The organism is Streptomyces sp. NPDC102406, assembly GCF_044765725.1.
Taxonomy (GTDB): domain Bacteria; phylum Actinomycetota; class Actinomycetes; order Streptomycetales; family Streptomycetaceae; genus Streptomyces.
Window position 1 is genome coordinate 585,544 of sequence record NZ_JBIWKP010000004.1, and the last position, 13,623, is coordinate 599,166.

Sequence of the window (13,623 nt, forward strand, 5' to 3'; positions counted from 1 at the left end):
GCCCCCGTATCGCCGGGGTTTCCCGGGCGTACTCGCTTCCCCGCCGTGCCTCTCGAACCGTGCGGCGGCGCTATGTCCGGGGGCGGAGGGTGAAGGCGATCAGTGCGGCGACGAGCGGGAAGAGCGCGATGACGCCGAGGGCGGAGCTGAGCTCCATCGTCTTGGCCAGGGCGCCTGCCGTGGCGCTGCCGGCGCCGCCGCCGACGAAGAAGGCGAGGTTGAGCAGGCCCATCGCACCGCCGCGCCGGGCCGGTTCGATGTGGGCCGACATCAGGGCCGTGGTGAAGACCTGGGTCACGGAGAAGGCGGCGAACCCGAGCGACGCGCCGAGGATCAGGAGGGCGACCCCGGAGCCGAGCAGGGCGCAGCCGAGCGCCGCGGCGAAGGCGAGCGAGACGACGGCCAGGAGGGTGTTGCCGTTGTCACCGGCGGTGAGCTTGCCCGCCAGGCGCGACAGGACGGCGCCGACGACCGCGCCGGGCAGCAGCCAGACGCCGACCGACAGGACGCTCCAGTGGTGTTCGCCGACGAGGAGTTGCGGCACGGCGTACATGGCGGCGAACAGTCCTCCGTACACGCCGACGCCGACGATCGCGGAGCGGACGAAGACCCCGTCCTCCACCAGTGCCTTGGGGACGAACGAGGTCTCCGCCGTACGGACGCGCCACACGAGTCCGGCCAGGGCCAGCACGAAGGCGGCGGCGGTCACCGCGACGACCGTGCCGCTCAGCGCGAGCGCGGAGGACTGGATCAGGATGAGGAACGACATCGCGGTCACGGTGAGCAGTCCGGCGCCCGGCAGGTCCATGGACCTGCCCGAGTTCTTGCGCGCCGGGGCGGCGGCCAGGCAGAGCGGGACGACGAGCAGTGACAGCGAGGGCAGGACCAGGGCGATCCGCCACGTCACCCACTCCGTGAAGACGCCGCCGGCGAGGGTCGCGCTCGCGGAGAAGATCGCCATGGTCGCGCCGAAACCGGCGAACACCTTGGGCCGCATCTCGGGCGCCGTGGAGGCGGTGAGCGCCATGGCGCAGGCGGCCATGGCACCCGATCCGGCGGCCTGCACGAACCGGCCCACGACGAGGCTTCCGAGGTTGGGGGCGGCGAGGCAGACGGCGGCGCCCACGATCAGGGCGAGGGAGCCGAGCAGCAGGGCGGTACGCACCCCGCGCGTGTCGGCGAGACGTCCGAAGAACGCCGTGCCGACACCGAGGGCGAGGGCGTGGGCGGTGAGGACCCATGCGGTCGCCGCCGGGGAGGAGTGCAGCGCCGCGGCGACATCGGGCAGTGCGACGCCCGCGGCGGTGACGCCGAAGACGACGGGTCCGAACAGGGCGCCGTAGCGCAGGCCGGCCGAGCGGGCGCTGAGGGCGGGGCGAGCCCCGCCGACCGCAGGGGATGCGGCGTGTTGGGTGGTCACAAGAGCTCCAAAGTTTTGATGGGTACCTGACAATCACGGGCCCCGGGGGTCTTCGTCAGGCGAGCGGGGCGATGTTGTGGTTGAGGCGGAAGACGTTGTGCGGGTCGTACAGCGTCTTCACCCGGGTCAGCCGGGCCAGGGTCTGCGCCCCGTAGCAGTCGGCCGTCGCGTCCGCCGTGTCGGGGCCCGCGAGGAAATTGAGGTATCGCCGACCGTCGCCCCACGGCTCCATCGGCCCGAGCACCGTGTCGGGCGAGCCGGGCCGGGAGAGGGTGGACAGCGTGTACGCGCCGTCCCTGACGCCGACCGCGTTGGGTACGGCGGGCGGCCGGGACAGGGCGCCGCCGAGGTGCCGCAGCTCCACCATCAGATCGCCGCAGCCGGAGCGCGGCCCCGCCAGGCGGATCAGCTTCTCCACGGCGTCCGAGCCCAACTCCCGCAGCACGATGTTGCGTTCGTGGTACGGAAGCGGGTGCACCGGGTCCTGATGGATGGAGGCGACGTCCGCGTACGGCATCTCGCGCACCGAGTCGTCGATCGCCGTCCCGGCGTCCCGCAGCGGGCGGACCAGGCGCTCGCCCTGCGCGGCCGTCCCCGTGAACGCGATCCGCACGTGCGCGGCCAGCCGCCCCCGCAGGAACTCCGGCACGTCCGGCACGTCCGGGAGCCGCAGCAGCGCCACCGACGAGGTCATCTCCTCCGGCACGGTCGGCGTCCACTGCCGCCAGGCGTGGAGCACCTGCCCCGCCTGCTCCCCGGGGAAGTAGAGCCCGCCGCCGTACAGCCGCCGTACCGGCATCAGCGCGAACCACAGGCCCGTGACGACACCGAAGTTCCCCTTGCCGCCCCGCAGCGCCCAGAACAGTTCCCCGTGCTGGTCACGGGTGACCTTGCGGATGTTTCCGTCCGCCGTGACGACTTCGAGGCAGGTCACGTGATCGGCCGCGAACCCGTACTGCCGTCCCAGCGGCCCCAGTCCCCCGCCCAGCGTGTAACCGACCACTCCGACCAGCGGCGAGGAACCGTTGAGCGGTGCGAGGCCGTGACGGGCGGCGCTCGCGATCACCTGGTGCCACTGGGCCCCGGCCTCGGCGTAGGCGGTGCGGGTGACCGGGTCGACGGAGACCGCGCTCATCCGCCGCGTGCTGATCAGCACACCTCCCTGCGCGGCGGCAGCGATGCCGTGGCCGGTGGCCTGGACCGCCACCGGCAGTCCCTGCTCCCCGGCGAAGGACACCGCGGCGGCCACGTCCGCGGAGCTCAGCGCCGTGACGATCACGGCGGGCCGATGCCGCGCGATCCGGTTGAACCCCAGGACCTCCTCCTCGTAGCCGGGGTAGTCGGGGGTCAGTACGTCCCCCTTCAGCCGTCCGAGGAGACGGTCCATGGCCGCCTCGGTGATCTCGACGTGCCCCACGTGCTCGGTCACGATCCACTCCCTCCTCCGCTGCCGCGACGCGCCTTCCTTCAGCGCCCCGGCGATGAGCAGAAGTGTTCTCGGCCGAGATCCCCGGTCCCATCCCCTAGTTAGGGGGGAGGCGGCGGGGGTCTTCCCTTCAATTCGGGATGCGGAGGTCCGGATCGGCGATGCCACCGGCCGGGTCCCGCCCGGCCCGTTCCTCCCGCAACACGATGATCTCCTGCTCCAGCAGGGCGATACGGTCCTGCGGCGAGAGGGAGATCACCCCCTCCCCGGGTAACTCCTCGGCGTACCGGGGCGGCGTCCGCGGGTTCTCCAGAGCGGCCCTGCCCGCGCTCAGGATCATGTGCTCCGTGCGTCTCAGCTCCGCGCCGGGTTCGAGTCCCAGTTCCTTGGACAGCTTTCGGCGCGTCTTGTGGTAGAGCGACAGCGCTTCGGCGGTGCGTCCCGACCGGTGCAGCGCCACCATCAACTGGGCGCACAGACTCTCCTGGTACGGGTTCTCCCCGACGTGCAGGGCGAGTTCGCCCAGCACCTGGCGGTGCCGGCCCCGTTCGAGTTCCAGACGGAAGCGCAGCTCGATCGCGGCGAGCCGGTCCTCGTGCACCTTCAGCGCCGCGGTCTCCAGCAGTTCGCTGCCGAGCCCGGCCCCCACCGGCCCGTGCCACAGGTCCAAGGCCTCCTCCAGCAACGTCACCGCGCGGGCCGGCGATGCCGCCGCCTCCGAGCGCGCCTTGCGCAGCAGATCCTCGAAGTGCGCGAGGTCCAGGGCCGACCTCGGCACCCGTATCAGATAGCCCGAGGGGTACGTCTCGATGGCCGCGTCGACCCCGCCGAGGGAGAGGATCCTGCGCAGCCCGGACACGCAGATCCGGAGCTGACTGCGGACCGTGGCAGGCGGCGAATGGCTCCATATCGCCTCGATGAGTCTCTCCACCCCGACGACCCGGTTCGCTTCGAGCAACAGCATGGTCAGCAAGATGCGCTGCCTGTTGCCGCCGAGCCGCACCTGCCCATGCGATCCGTGGACGAGCAGGGGGCCGAGAACGGAGAACTGGTGGTGCCCAAACATGAAGACCGCCTTCTTGAGTGGAAGTCGTGCGCTACCGCGTTCACCAGTGGGGCAGGAACTTGAAGCCCCAGCTCTCGCTGAGTTGCAGCCGCTCGCTCACCTCCTGCCCGAGACGCCCCATCCCCTCCAGGACGGCGGCGTTCTCCAGCCCTCCGGCGTCGAAGGCGCGCAACCCCGACCGGTCCGCCAGCTCCACGACGGCGACCTTGGCGTGCTCGTCGTCGGACGCCACGAACACGTCCACCGCGACACCGCCCCCGCATCCTTTGCGCAGCACGCGCGCGTCCGCGGTCGTGAACGCCTTGACCCACCGCACCTGCGGCGCGGCCCGGGCGAGTTCCAGCACCCCGCACCGCGGCTGCTGCGACCGGTCGGGAATGGTCAGGTCGACGACCGCCTTGCCGTCGAGCGACGGGGACTTGCTGCGGGCGAGCTCCAACGCCTCCGGGAACCGGACGGCGATGACGACCACCTCGGTACGCAGCGCCGCGGCCACCGTGGCCGGGACCACCACTCCGGGAGCGCCCCTGCCTGCCTCCGCCGCTATCTTCCGGGCCCGCCCCATGCTCCTGTCGGCGAGGAGCACGACGGCGCCGGCCAGCGCGCACCGCCGGGCGATCGCGTGTCCCATTGATCCTGCCCCGATGATCCCTATCCGCATGAGTGGCACAATCACGGGATTCCCACGTCTTGCCCATCCCGCATTCAAGGGGGACCGGCTCGGCCCGGTGCCCCCCTCAGATGAGGGGTTGGAAGGCACGTGCGCGTCTGGAAGAGTCAAGGGGTGAACAGTTCGACGCACTCCCGTATCGCCAACGGCCGGGCCGCGCTGCTCTCCCAGTCCGCCAAAGCCACGGACGCCCTCTCCATGTTCGCCGAGGCCTCTTCCCACCTGCGGCGACTCCTGCCGTACGACGCGGCCGTCTGGCGTGTCACCGATCCGGTGACCGGCATGATGACCGCACCGATCCGTGCGGAGAACCTCGACGAGGACGGCTGCGCGGTCTACTGGGAGTCCGAACTGTTCACGGAGAACGTGAACTTGTTCCGTGACCTGGCCCGGTCCACCGTCCCCGTCGCGGGGCTCCACGAGTCCACCGGCGATCTGCCCGCCCGCAGCACCCTCTACCACTCCTTCATGAAGCCGCGCGGCCTGCACGACGAGTTGCGTGCCGTGCTGCGCGTCGGCGGCCGTCCGCAAGGCCACATCAGTCTTTTCCGGGCCACCGGGCGTGCGGCGTTCGACGGTGACGAGATGAAGCTGATCTCGTCGTTGCTCGCCCCGCTCGCCAAGCAGCTCCGCTCGTTCGCGGAGCCGGCGCCGCAGGAGGTGACGGAGTCCCCGCACGGCCCCGGGCTGCTGCTGTTCAGCGCGGAAGGCCAGTTGCTGTCGGCCAACGACGACGCCCTCGGCTATCTCGACAGCCTGCCCGACGGCCCGGCGATCGCGACGGCCCAGGGACTGCGGGTGCCGGCCTGGGTGCTGGCGACCGCGATGAAGGCCCGCGCGGTGGCCCAGGAACGCGACCGCGGCCAGGCCCGCGCCCGCGTCCGGACCCGGACCGGGCACTGGCTCGTCTGCCACGCCTCGTGCCTGCGCGACGCCGACGGCCGCCTGGGGTCTTCGGCGGTGGTGCTCGAACCCGCCAAGTCCTCGGAGATCGTTCCGCTCATCGTCGACGCGTACGAACTCACCGACCGCGAGACCGAGGTCACCCAGTACATCGCGCGCGGTCTGCCGACCGGTGAGATCGCCGCGCAACTGCACCTGTCGCCGCACACCGTCCGCGACCACATCAAGGCGATCTTCGAGAAGGTCGGCGTCTCCAGCCGGGGCGAGCTCGTCGGCAAGCTGTTCACCGAGTACTACTCGCCCCTCGCCGAGAAGGGCATGACCCGGTTCCGGACCGGCTGAACCACCGGCCCCGGCCGCGCTTCGCGGAACGGTCGCCGACAACAGCGGTGACGACATCGATCCCCTCCCCCCGAAGGCGCGCAAGCGATCGAATTGAAAGCGATGTCGCCGGTCCCAAAACCCCGTTTCGTTCGCGGCTGGCCGGTTTCCGTTCGATGCGCGGCGGGGGCTCCCCCGCGAAGACGATCTCCGCAGGGGACGAGAAGCCAGATCAACAGCCCGACCGCTCCGGCTCGGTGCTCTCGGGACCCGCGTTGTCCACCCTGCGGACAGCGGCAACGTTGGCGCGAAACGCGTAGGTACGTACACCGGTGTGTCCCCGCCTGAACCGAGTGCGGGGCGCCGCGTTCCCGCGGACGGCCGGCGTTCACTCTCGATCAAAGTCCCGTGCGCGGACGGGCACGGGCGGCCGGGCGCCCGCGCCTAGCCTCGGCGGGAGAGCCGACGGCGAGGAGAGAGCATGGGTACGAACGAGCAGGTGGATGTGGTGGACGTGGTGGTCGTCGGGCTTGGACCGGGCGGCGAGTACATCGCGGGCACGCTGGCCGAGGCGGGCCTCGACGTGGTGGGGATCGAGGCGGAACTCGTCGGGGGCGAGTGTCCCTACTGGGGCTGCGTCCCCAGCAAAATGATGATCCGGGCCGGGAACCTGCTCGCCGAGGCGGGACGGGTACCGGCCCTGTCCGGTACGGCGACGGTGGCCTCCGACTGGGGCAAGGTCGCCGGGCGCATCCGCGACGAGGCCACCGACGACTGGGACGACCGGGTGGCCGCCGACCGGCTGGTGGCCAAGGGCGGCCGGCTCGTCCGTGGCAGGGCGCGGCTCAGCGGCGTCCGGCGCGTCTCCGTCGGCGACCGCGTGTTCGAGGCCCGGCGCGGGGTCGTGCTGGCCACCGGTACCCGCCCCCGGATCCCGCCGGTACCGGGGCTCGCCGGGACGCCGTACTGGACGAACCGGGACGCCGTCGCCGCCAAGGAACTGCCGGCGTCGCTGGTGGTGCTGGGCGGGGGCGCCATCGGGGTCGAACTCGCCCAGGTCTTCGCTCGTTTCACCTGCGAGGTCACCGTGGTCGAGGGGCAGGACCGGCTGCTGTCCCAGGAGGAGCCGGAGGCGGGAGAGCTGGCGGCGCGGGCGCTGGCGGCCGACGGGGTCACGGTGCGCACCGCGGCGCGTGCGCGGCGGGTGAGCCATGACGGCACGGCGTTCACCGTCGAGCTGGAGGGGGACGGCGCACCGCTGCGGGCGGAGCGGCTGCTGGTCGCCACCGGGCGGTACGCCGATCTGGCCGCGCTCGGTGTCGACACGGTGGGACTGGACCCGGCGGCCCACGCCCTGCCCACCGACGGGCAGATGCGGGTCGGGGAAGGGCTGTGGGCGGTGGGTGACGTCACCGGCCGGGGCGCCTTCACCCATGTGTCCATGTACCAGGCGGAGATCGCCGTGCGGGACATCCTCGGGCAGCCGGGACCCGACGCCGACTACCGGGCCCTGCCGCGCGTCACCTTCACCGACCCGGAGATCGGCGCCGTCGGGCTGACAGAGCGTCAGGCACGCGAGCGGGGGCTGCGCGTGCGGACGGCCGTCGTACCGCTCTCGTCCTCCACGCGCGGCTGGATCCACGGCGCGGGCGGCGAGGGGTTCATCAAGCTCGTCGAGGACGCCGACCGGGGCGTCCTGGTCGGCGCGACGTCGGCGGGTCCTGCCGGGGGCGAGGTGCTGTACGGGCTCAACGTGGCCGTCCACGCCGAGGTGCCCGTCGCCCGTCTGCGGCACATGATCTACACGTATCCGACCTTCCACCGGACGGTCGAGGCGGCCCTGGGCGCCCTCGGCTGAAGCGTAACCGGCCGCCCGGCAATGTCCCGTTCTCGATCGACCTCGGCGCGGCCTTCGACTGCGACCCGAGCGCGGTATCCGGGTCCCGCCACCTCCGCGGAACATCCAGACGGCCTGAATGGCTCGCGTTCCTCGGCTGAACGAAAGAGCAGCACGTCTGGCCGCCGGATGTGGCGTACTCCGTGGATCAGCCACCTAGGTAACGTGGACACCAGTCGCACGGGGCGTCCGTGCGCGTTCGGCTGATCCGCTGGTCCGCGCAAGGCCCGACGGAAAGTGATGAGGCGGTAAGCGGTAATGAGCGAACTGACGAAGCCCGCGGTCCACGTTCCCGAGGGTGACGCTCCAACCGAGTTGACCGTCCGGGACTTGATCGTAGGGAATGGAGCGGAGGTAAAACCCGGCATGGTGGTCAGGGTCCACTATGTCGGGGTGACCTTCGAGTCCGGCAAGGAGTTCGATGCCTCCTGGGACCGGGGCGAGCCGTTCAAGTTCGCCCTGGGCGGCGGCAGGGTCATCAAGGGCTGGGACCGGGGGGTGAAGGGGATGAAGGTCGGCGGCCGACGCGAGATCATCGTCCCCCCGCGTCTCGGCTACGGCAATCAGTCGCCCTCACCGTTGATCCCGGCGGGTTCGACGTTGGTCTTCGTGGTGGACCTGCTGGACTCGTATTCCAGTACGTCCGGGTGGAGCAGCGCCCGATAACGCCGACCGCTCCTGCCCGGTGCCATACTGCGTCGCCGTCCTCAACTCACATGCACCACAAGCAAGAAGCGCCTCGTGGGTGGAGCGGCGGCCCGCCACGGACGCCGCAGGTGCAGCTCCAGAGTCGCACGGCCGGGGGCGCGCATCTGGAAGGCGAACGTCCGCGTTCCTGCGGATCCGGGTGCGGTGGCATCGCCCGGCGAGAAGTGCACTTCCTGGGGGAGAGAACCTTCCGACGCCCCCGGGGCGATCTGCCACAGGTGTCCCGTCGTGGGATTCTCCGGCAACGCCAATGTCACCAAGTCCCCCTTGCGTACATGGATTTCACGGCCGTTGTCGTCCTCGGTGTACATCACCTGTGGCACAGCTCCCCCCTCATTCCGTACACACCCAATAGAGCAGGTCGGTCCCGGACTTGGAACTGCTTTCCAGTCATTGCCGTGCACTGCCTGGTCAATGCCGACACAGCGGAGCAAAGTAGCCATCCCAATGGTGGCCGACCAGTTTCTCGGGGGGACAGAATGGCACCGTCATCACAGTACGTGGAAGAAATTCAACAGGCCATCGCCCGCAACAGCGCCGACTGGCAAGCTGACACCAACCGGCTGACACGGCTGACACTCGAAGAGCGACACCGGCGCCTCGGGTTCGTCCCCGGACCCAACGACCCGTCCCTGGCCGAGCGCGAAGAGGTGGCCTCACGCAACCTCCAAGGCGGCCCGGCCGCGACCGAGTTCGCCACCCCCTCGGGCGTGCCCAGCGCGTACGATCTGCGGGACGTGGACGGCCAGAACTTCATCACGCCCATTCGCGACCAGGGAAATTGCGGATCCTGTGTAGCTTTCGGGACCCTCGCCGCAGCCGAGGGCACCTTCCGGGTCGCCCTGAAGAACCCGGAACTGGAGATCGACTACTCCGAGGCGCACCTGTTCTACTGCCACGCGCGCCGTGAGGGCCGGAACTGCGACAACGGATGGTGGGTGGACCGCGCCCTCGAAGCCATCAAGAACTCCGGGGTCGTGGACGAGCACTGCTACCCGTACGCACCGGGCGACCAGGACTGCGCGGGTCTGTGCGGCAGCGCCCCCGACCGGCTCACCTACATCGAGAACTGGCGCCGTTACGTCACCCCGGCCTCCATGAAGATCTGGCTGAACAGCGAGGGGCCGCTGATCGCCTGCTTCACGGTCTACGAGGACTTCTTCGCCTACGCCGGGGGCGTGTACCGGCATGTCTCCGGCGGGAGGGCCGGCGGGCATTGCGTCTGCGTCGTCGGCTATGACGACGAGGGCGGCTATTGGATCTGCAAGAACAGTTGGGGCGACGACTGGGGCGAGGACGGGTTCTTCCGCATCTGCTACGGCGAGGTCGGCATCGACGCCGAGATGTGGACCGTCGAGGGCATCCGGAGTCCGCTCGCGGTACGCGACGCCGCCTTCGTGTCACAGTCCGTACCCTCCGCGATGACCCCAGGGCAGGGGTACGACGTCGCCGTGACGCTGCGCAACACCGGCATCCAGACCTGGAGGCCTGGGCACAACTACCGCCTGGGAGCACAGAATCCGCAGGACAACACGGTCTGGGGCCTCGGCCGGGTCGACGTACCGCACCAGGTGCCGACCTGGGGCGAGGCGACCTTCGCCTTCCACGTGACCGCGCCCGCGCAGTTGCCCGCCCACCACCAGTGGCGCATGGTGCAGGACGCCGTCGAATGGTTCGGCGAGTTCACCCCGGACGTCCTGGTGGCGGCCACGGGCGTGAGCGTCCGCTACGGCTCCACTTTGCGGGTACGGCACGTCGTGACCTGGGCGAACCTGCACTCGCACCCTCATCCCTACGGACACCCGGGCTCGTCGGGGCAGCAACAGGTCACATGCTACGAGGGGTCCGACGACAACGACTTGTGGCTCATCAAGGGCCCCGACGGGACACCGCCCGGCCACCGCGTCGGGCAGCCGGTCTCGCACGGCGACCTGGTGCGTCTGGAGCACGTGGTCACCCGCAGGAACCTGCACAGCCACGCCGGCATCCCTTCCCCCGTCTCCGGGCAACAGGAAGTCACCTGCTTCGGCGAGGCCGGTCAGGGCGACGGCAACGACACCTGGCGAGTGGAGATCGAGGGCGGCGGCATGTGGCAGGCCGGTCGGGAGCTGCGCCTGATCCACGTCCCGACCGATCATGCGCTGCACTCCCATCACGGCTACAGCCATCCGGACTGGACGATGGGCCAGCAGGAGGTCACCTGCTTCGGCGGGCGCGACGCCAACGACCTGTGGTTCGCCTCCGACTTCCGGGCGCGCGACGCGCAGTTCGTGACGCAGTCTCTGCCCACCACCATGGTGCGCGGACAGGGCTATGACGTGAGCGTGACGATGTGCAACGTCGGCACCGAGACCTGGACGTCCTCCGGCGCGTTCCGGCTCGGCTCGCAGAGTCCGCAGGACAACACGGTGTGGGGCCTTGGCCGCGTGGAACTGCCGGGCCCGGTCGCCCCCGGCGAGCACGTCACCTTCCCGTTCCGCGTCACCGCCCCCGCCACCACCGGCGTCACCCACTTCCAGTGGGGCATGCTGCGCGAGGGCGTCGAGTGGTTCGGTGCGTTCTCCCCGCCCACCGCGGTAAGCGTCTATACGACGCTGGAGGAAACCACCGTTCCCGACGTTGTCGGGCTCGGCCGGTCTACGGCCGGAAGCGCGATCCGCGGCGCGGACCTCGTGCCGCGCTTCACCGGCGCCCAGGGCGCTCGCGTGGAGGTGTGGAGCCAGGACCCCGCTGCCGGGGGCAACGTGCGGCGCGGCAGCACGGTGACACTGAGTATGGTCCGCGACGACTAGCCACACCGGGTCCCGAGCAGCCGTCGCTCACGTGGTCGAACAGACAACGGCCGGTTCGGGAAATTTCGGCATCAGCGAGGCGGACCCGACGCCCCAGCGGACCTCCGAAGCCGACCGCGTCCGACGCCATGGCATCGGACGCGGAACTGCGGAGGGTCTACAGCGGGTTGCTCGGCCTGTTCATCGAACCGGCCACGGCGTGGATCGGGCATGAGCGTGCCGCGGGGCGCGCCCCGGCGGGATCCGCAGCGTCTTCGGCGGCCGGCCGCCCGCTCCGGCGACCTGACGCCGACCAGCAGGCGACTGCGGGTCTGGATCGCCCCGTTCGCTACGCGGAGTGCTTGTAGAAGGTGAAGGTGCTGCGCGAGAAGGTGCCGACCGCGGTGTTGTTCGGGGTGCGCATGGCACGGAAGCGGACCTTGTCCTCGCCGCCGTGGGCCCGGAACATGTTCTTCAAGTAAGCGTCAAGGCCGTTGATCTGCCGCTGACGTGCGTAGACCTCCTCCAGCGCGTCCTTCTGCTCGGAGTCGATCCTCCACTGCTTCTTTCGCCATGCGTCGTCGCCGGGCACCTTGGGAAGGCTGTCGAAGTCCTCCTGCGTCTGCACCGTGAACATGTCCACCGGTCGCAACTCGTGCCGCTGCGCTCCGGGAGAGGCCGCGTAGACGAGGACATTCAAGCCGCCGACCTCGCCGCTCTCTATCTTCTTCTTGATCTCGGGCCACTCGGTCGTCGTGAGGACGCTGGTGCTGTCGATGCCGTCCAGCACATGCGCGGTGACCTTCTGGGTGAGCGCTTCGGCGAACGTACGGGACAACTGATGCCACAGCTCGCCCATGGTCGGGGAATCGTTCCACCTGGGAAGTCCGAACCCGAGACCGTTGAAGATGTAGCCCTGGACCGACGACTCCAAGGCGACGCCGCGGCCCACGTTGGCATCGTTGATGGCCTCGGCCGCACCCATCTTCGACCAGATCTGTCCGTGTTCCGATGAGGCCGCGGCGCGACCCGCGAGTCCTCCCTCGAACATGCCTTCCGTGTCCTGGTGCTGGAGGAACCACATGTAGTTGACCTGGTGTCCCCTCACATCGTCGGCGCGGAACCCCGCCATGATGTCGGCGACGGCGGACTTGTTGACCTCATTGCGCCCCGCCTCCCCCTCCACAGCCATCTCCATGTCGCTCCTGACGGTGGCCAGCCAGTCCAGCACCCCCTTTCGGAAGCGGGGCTTCGCGGTCAGTGGTTTGATGCGGCCGATGCGATCCCACAGGGCCCTCGCGTCCGACTTGAACGTGAGTTCCGCCCGCGTCATCGCGGTTCCCTCCTCGGATCCGGAGGATCCCGCGGAGTCCGGGGTGCCCGCCCGCTGTACCGACACGGGACCGGTCGTCGCCGACGGCATCGGCCCCCGGTCCTCGGTGCCGCCCACCGCGTGGGCGGAGCGCTGTACTGCCGCGCTCTCAGGGTCGTACCCCCGGCTCATCACTCGCGCCGCGTTCGCCTCCGCCTCGCGCTCGAAGCGGTCCGACGGATCGGAGACCGCCAGTCCTGACCCGTTGTCGCTCCCGGCCACCGGGCCCTGGCGCTGCTGCACCACGTGGGTGAGTTCATGGGCGAGCGTGTGCTTGTCCATGCCGTTCCGGCCGACGACGACGTGCTGACCGGAGGTGTAGGCCCGTGCGCCGATCTCCGCCGCCGAAGCTCTGGCGGCCTCGTCGGTGTGCAGTCGTACGTCACCGAAATCGGCGCCCAGCCGGGCTTCCATCTCCGTACGCAGCGGGGTGTCCAGCGGACGGCCGGCGGTGCTCAGCACGTCATGGACCGCCGATCGTTGCACCTCGGGCCCGTGACCGCAGCCGGCGCCGTGGCTGTGCCGCTGCTCCTCGACCGCTCTGGCCACGGCGGCATTGCCCACGAGGCGCTGCAGAGCGACAAGTCCCCCGGCATCCGCCGCACGCGCTTGCGCACGCTCGTACCCCTCCCGGTTTCCCGTTGCCCTGTCAGTCGGTTTACGCGCGTGCACGAGCACACCTCCCAGTGGATGACAGTTCAGATATATCCGGGGTACCGGTGTCATGGGACGAGCCGGAGGACTCCCCTTGGATCCCGTTCCGGGGTTCCCTCAAGGGCACCGCGCGTCCGCTTCCGCGTACGCCGACACCACGGGAACACCTTCTGGTCCAGCGGTGCCGGTCGTCCGTCATCCGACCTCGCCGCCCACCGCACCTGTCACCGGGACCGCCGTCGCCCGCACGCCGGGCCCGAGCGCGGCGAGCACACCGATGACGCCCGCGCCCGCGAAGACCGCGAGCAGCGACACCCGCTCCACGCCGACCACGGGACCTTCTTGCCCGGCCACCGCCGCCGCCCCGGCCGCGGTGCCCGCGAGGCTCGTGGCGCGCGGACACACCGACGAGGAG

General features: G+C 70.4%; 11 protein-coding genes. 4 read left to right on the top strand and 7 right to left on the bottom strand.

The genetic code is table 11. The annotated features are described in order from the left end of the window. Positions 1-70: 70 nt before the first annotated feature. The 4 genes from ACIRF8_RS20815 to ACIRF8_RS20830 form a co-directional block, all read right to left on the bottom strand. Complete coding sequence (locus ACIRF8_RS20815; RefSeq protein WP_404216852.1) at positions 71-1,420, bottom strand: MFS transporter; 1,350 nt, start codon at positions 1,418-1,420, stop codon at positions 71-73. A gap of 55 nt (positions 1,421-1,475) precedes the next feature. Then, positions 1,476-2,849 carry an FAD-binding oxidoreductase gene (locus ACIRF8_RS20820; protein WP_404216853.1) on the bottom strand — a complete coding sequence of 458 codons (1,374 nt, stop codon included), beginning with the start codon at positions 2,847-2,849 and terminating at the stop codon, positions 1,476-1,478. Positions 2,850-2,976: 127 nt separating this feature from the next. Continuing rightward, entirely contained in the window at positions 2,977-3,912 is a 936-nt protein-coding gene (locus tag ACIRF8_RS20825) for a BTAD domain-containing putative transcriptional regulator (RefSeq protein WP_404216854.1), read from the bottom strand. A 40-nt stretch (positions 3,913-3,952) separates the two neighbouring features. Further along, positions 3,953-4,573 (bottom strand): NADPH-dependent F420 reductase, encoded by a 621-nt coding sequence (locus ACIRF8_RS20830; protein ID WP_404216855.1) that lies wholly within the window; start codon positions 4,571-4,573, stop codon positions 3,953-3,955. Positions 4,574-4,696: 123 nt separating this feature from the next. On the opposite strand from ACIRF8_RS20830, the gene ACIRF8_RS20835 reads away from it, so the two are divergent. The 3 genes from ACIRF8_RS20835 (at position 4,697) to ACIRF8_RS20845 (ending at position 8,369) form a co-directional block, all read left to right on the top strand. Then, positions 4,697-5,827 (top strand): response regulator transcription factor, encoded by a 1,131-nt coding sequence (locus ACIRF8_RS20835; RefSeq protein WP_404216856.1) that lies wholly within the window; start codon positions 4,697-4,699, stop codon positions 5,825-5,827. 460 nt (positions 5,828-6,287) lie between these two features. Next, complete coding sequence (locus tag ACIRF8_RS20840) at positions 6,288-7,664, top strand: dihydrolipoyl dehydrogenase family protein (RefSeq protein ID WP_404216857.1); 1,377 nt, start codon at positions 6,288-6,290, stop codon at positions 7,662-7,664. A gap of 297 nt (positions 7,665-7,961) precedes the next feature. Continuing rightward, positions 7,962-8,369, top strand: a complete 408-nt coding sequence (locus ACIRF8_RS20845; RefSeq protein ID WP_404216858.1) for an FKBP-type peptidyl-prolyl cis-trans isomerase — start codon at positions 7,962-7,964, stop codon at positions 8,367-8,369. Between the two features lie 41 nt (positions 8,370-8,410). On the opposite strand, the gene ACIRF8_RS20850 is transcribed toward ACIRF8_RS20845, so the two are convergent. Next, complete coding sequence (locus tag ACIRF8_RS20850; RefSeq protein ID WP_404216859.1) at positions 8,411-8,854, bottom strand: protease inhibitor I42 family protein; 444 nt, start codon at positions 8,852-8,854, stop codon at positions 8,411-8,413. A gap of 57 nt (positions 8,855-8,911) precedes the next feature. Here ACIRF8_RS20850 and ACIRF8_RS20855 point away from each other — a divergent pair, with 57 nt between their 5' ends. Continuing rightward, entirely contained in the window at positions 8,912-11,203 is a 2,292-nt protein-coding gene (locus ACIRF8_RS20855) for a C1 family peptidase (RefSeq protein ID WP_404216860.1), read from the top strand. A 328-nt stretch (positions 11,204-11,531) separates the two neighbouring features. Here the strand turns inward: ACIRF8_RS20855 and ACIRF8_RS20860 are convergent, their stop codons facing one another. Together ACIRF8_RS20860 and ACIRF8_RS20865 are read right to left on the bottom strand one after the other, a co-directional pair. Then, positions 11,532-13,103, bottom strand: coding sequence for a DUF4157 domain-containing protein (locus ACIRF8_RS20860; protein WP_404216861.1), 1,572 nt, complete (start codon positions 13,101-13,103; stop codon positions 11,532-11,534). Between the two features lie 300 nt (positions 13,104-13,403). Next, positions 13,404-13,613 carry a hypothetical protein gene (locus tag ACIRF8_RS20865; RefSeq protein WP_404216862.1) on the bottom strand — a complete coding sequence of 70 codons (210 nt, stop codon included), beginning with the start codon at positions 13,611-13,613 and terminating at the stop codon, positions 13,404-13,406. Between the last annotated feature and the right edge of the window lie 10 nt (positions 13,614-13,623).

Excerpts from the sequence above, each read along its gene's own strand:
- ACIRF8_RS20825 (WP_404216854.1), bottom strand. The coding sequence starts at position 3,912 with ATGTTTGGGCACCACCAGTTCTCCGTTCTCGGCCCCCTGCTCGTCCAC.
- ACIRF8_RS20830 (WP_404216855.1), bottom strand. The coding sequence starts at position 4,573 with ATGCGGATAGGGATCATCGGGGCAGGATCAATGGGACACGCGATCGCC.
- ACIRF8_RS20840 (WP_404216857.1), top strand. The coding sequence starts at position 6,288 with ATGGGTACGAACGAGCAGGTGGATGTGGTGGACGTGGTGGTCGTCGGG.
- ACIRF8_RS20845 (WP_404216858.1), top strand. The coding sequence starts at position 7,962 with ATGAGCGAACTGACGAAGCCCGCGGTCCACGTTCCCGAGGGTGACGCT.
- ACIRF8_RS20850 (WP_404216859.1), bottom strand. The coding sequence starts at position 8,854 with ATGGCTACTTTGCTCCGCTGTGTCGGCATTGACCAGGCAGTGCACGGC.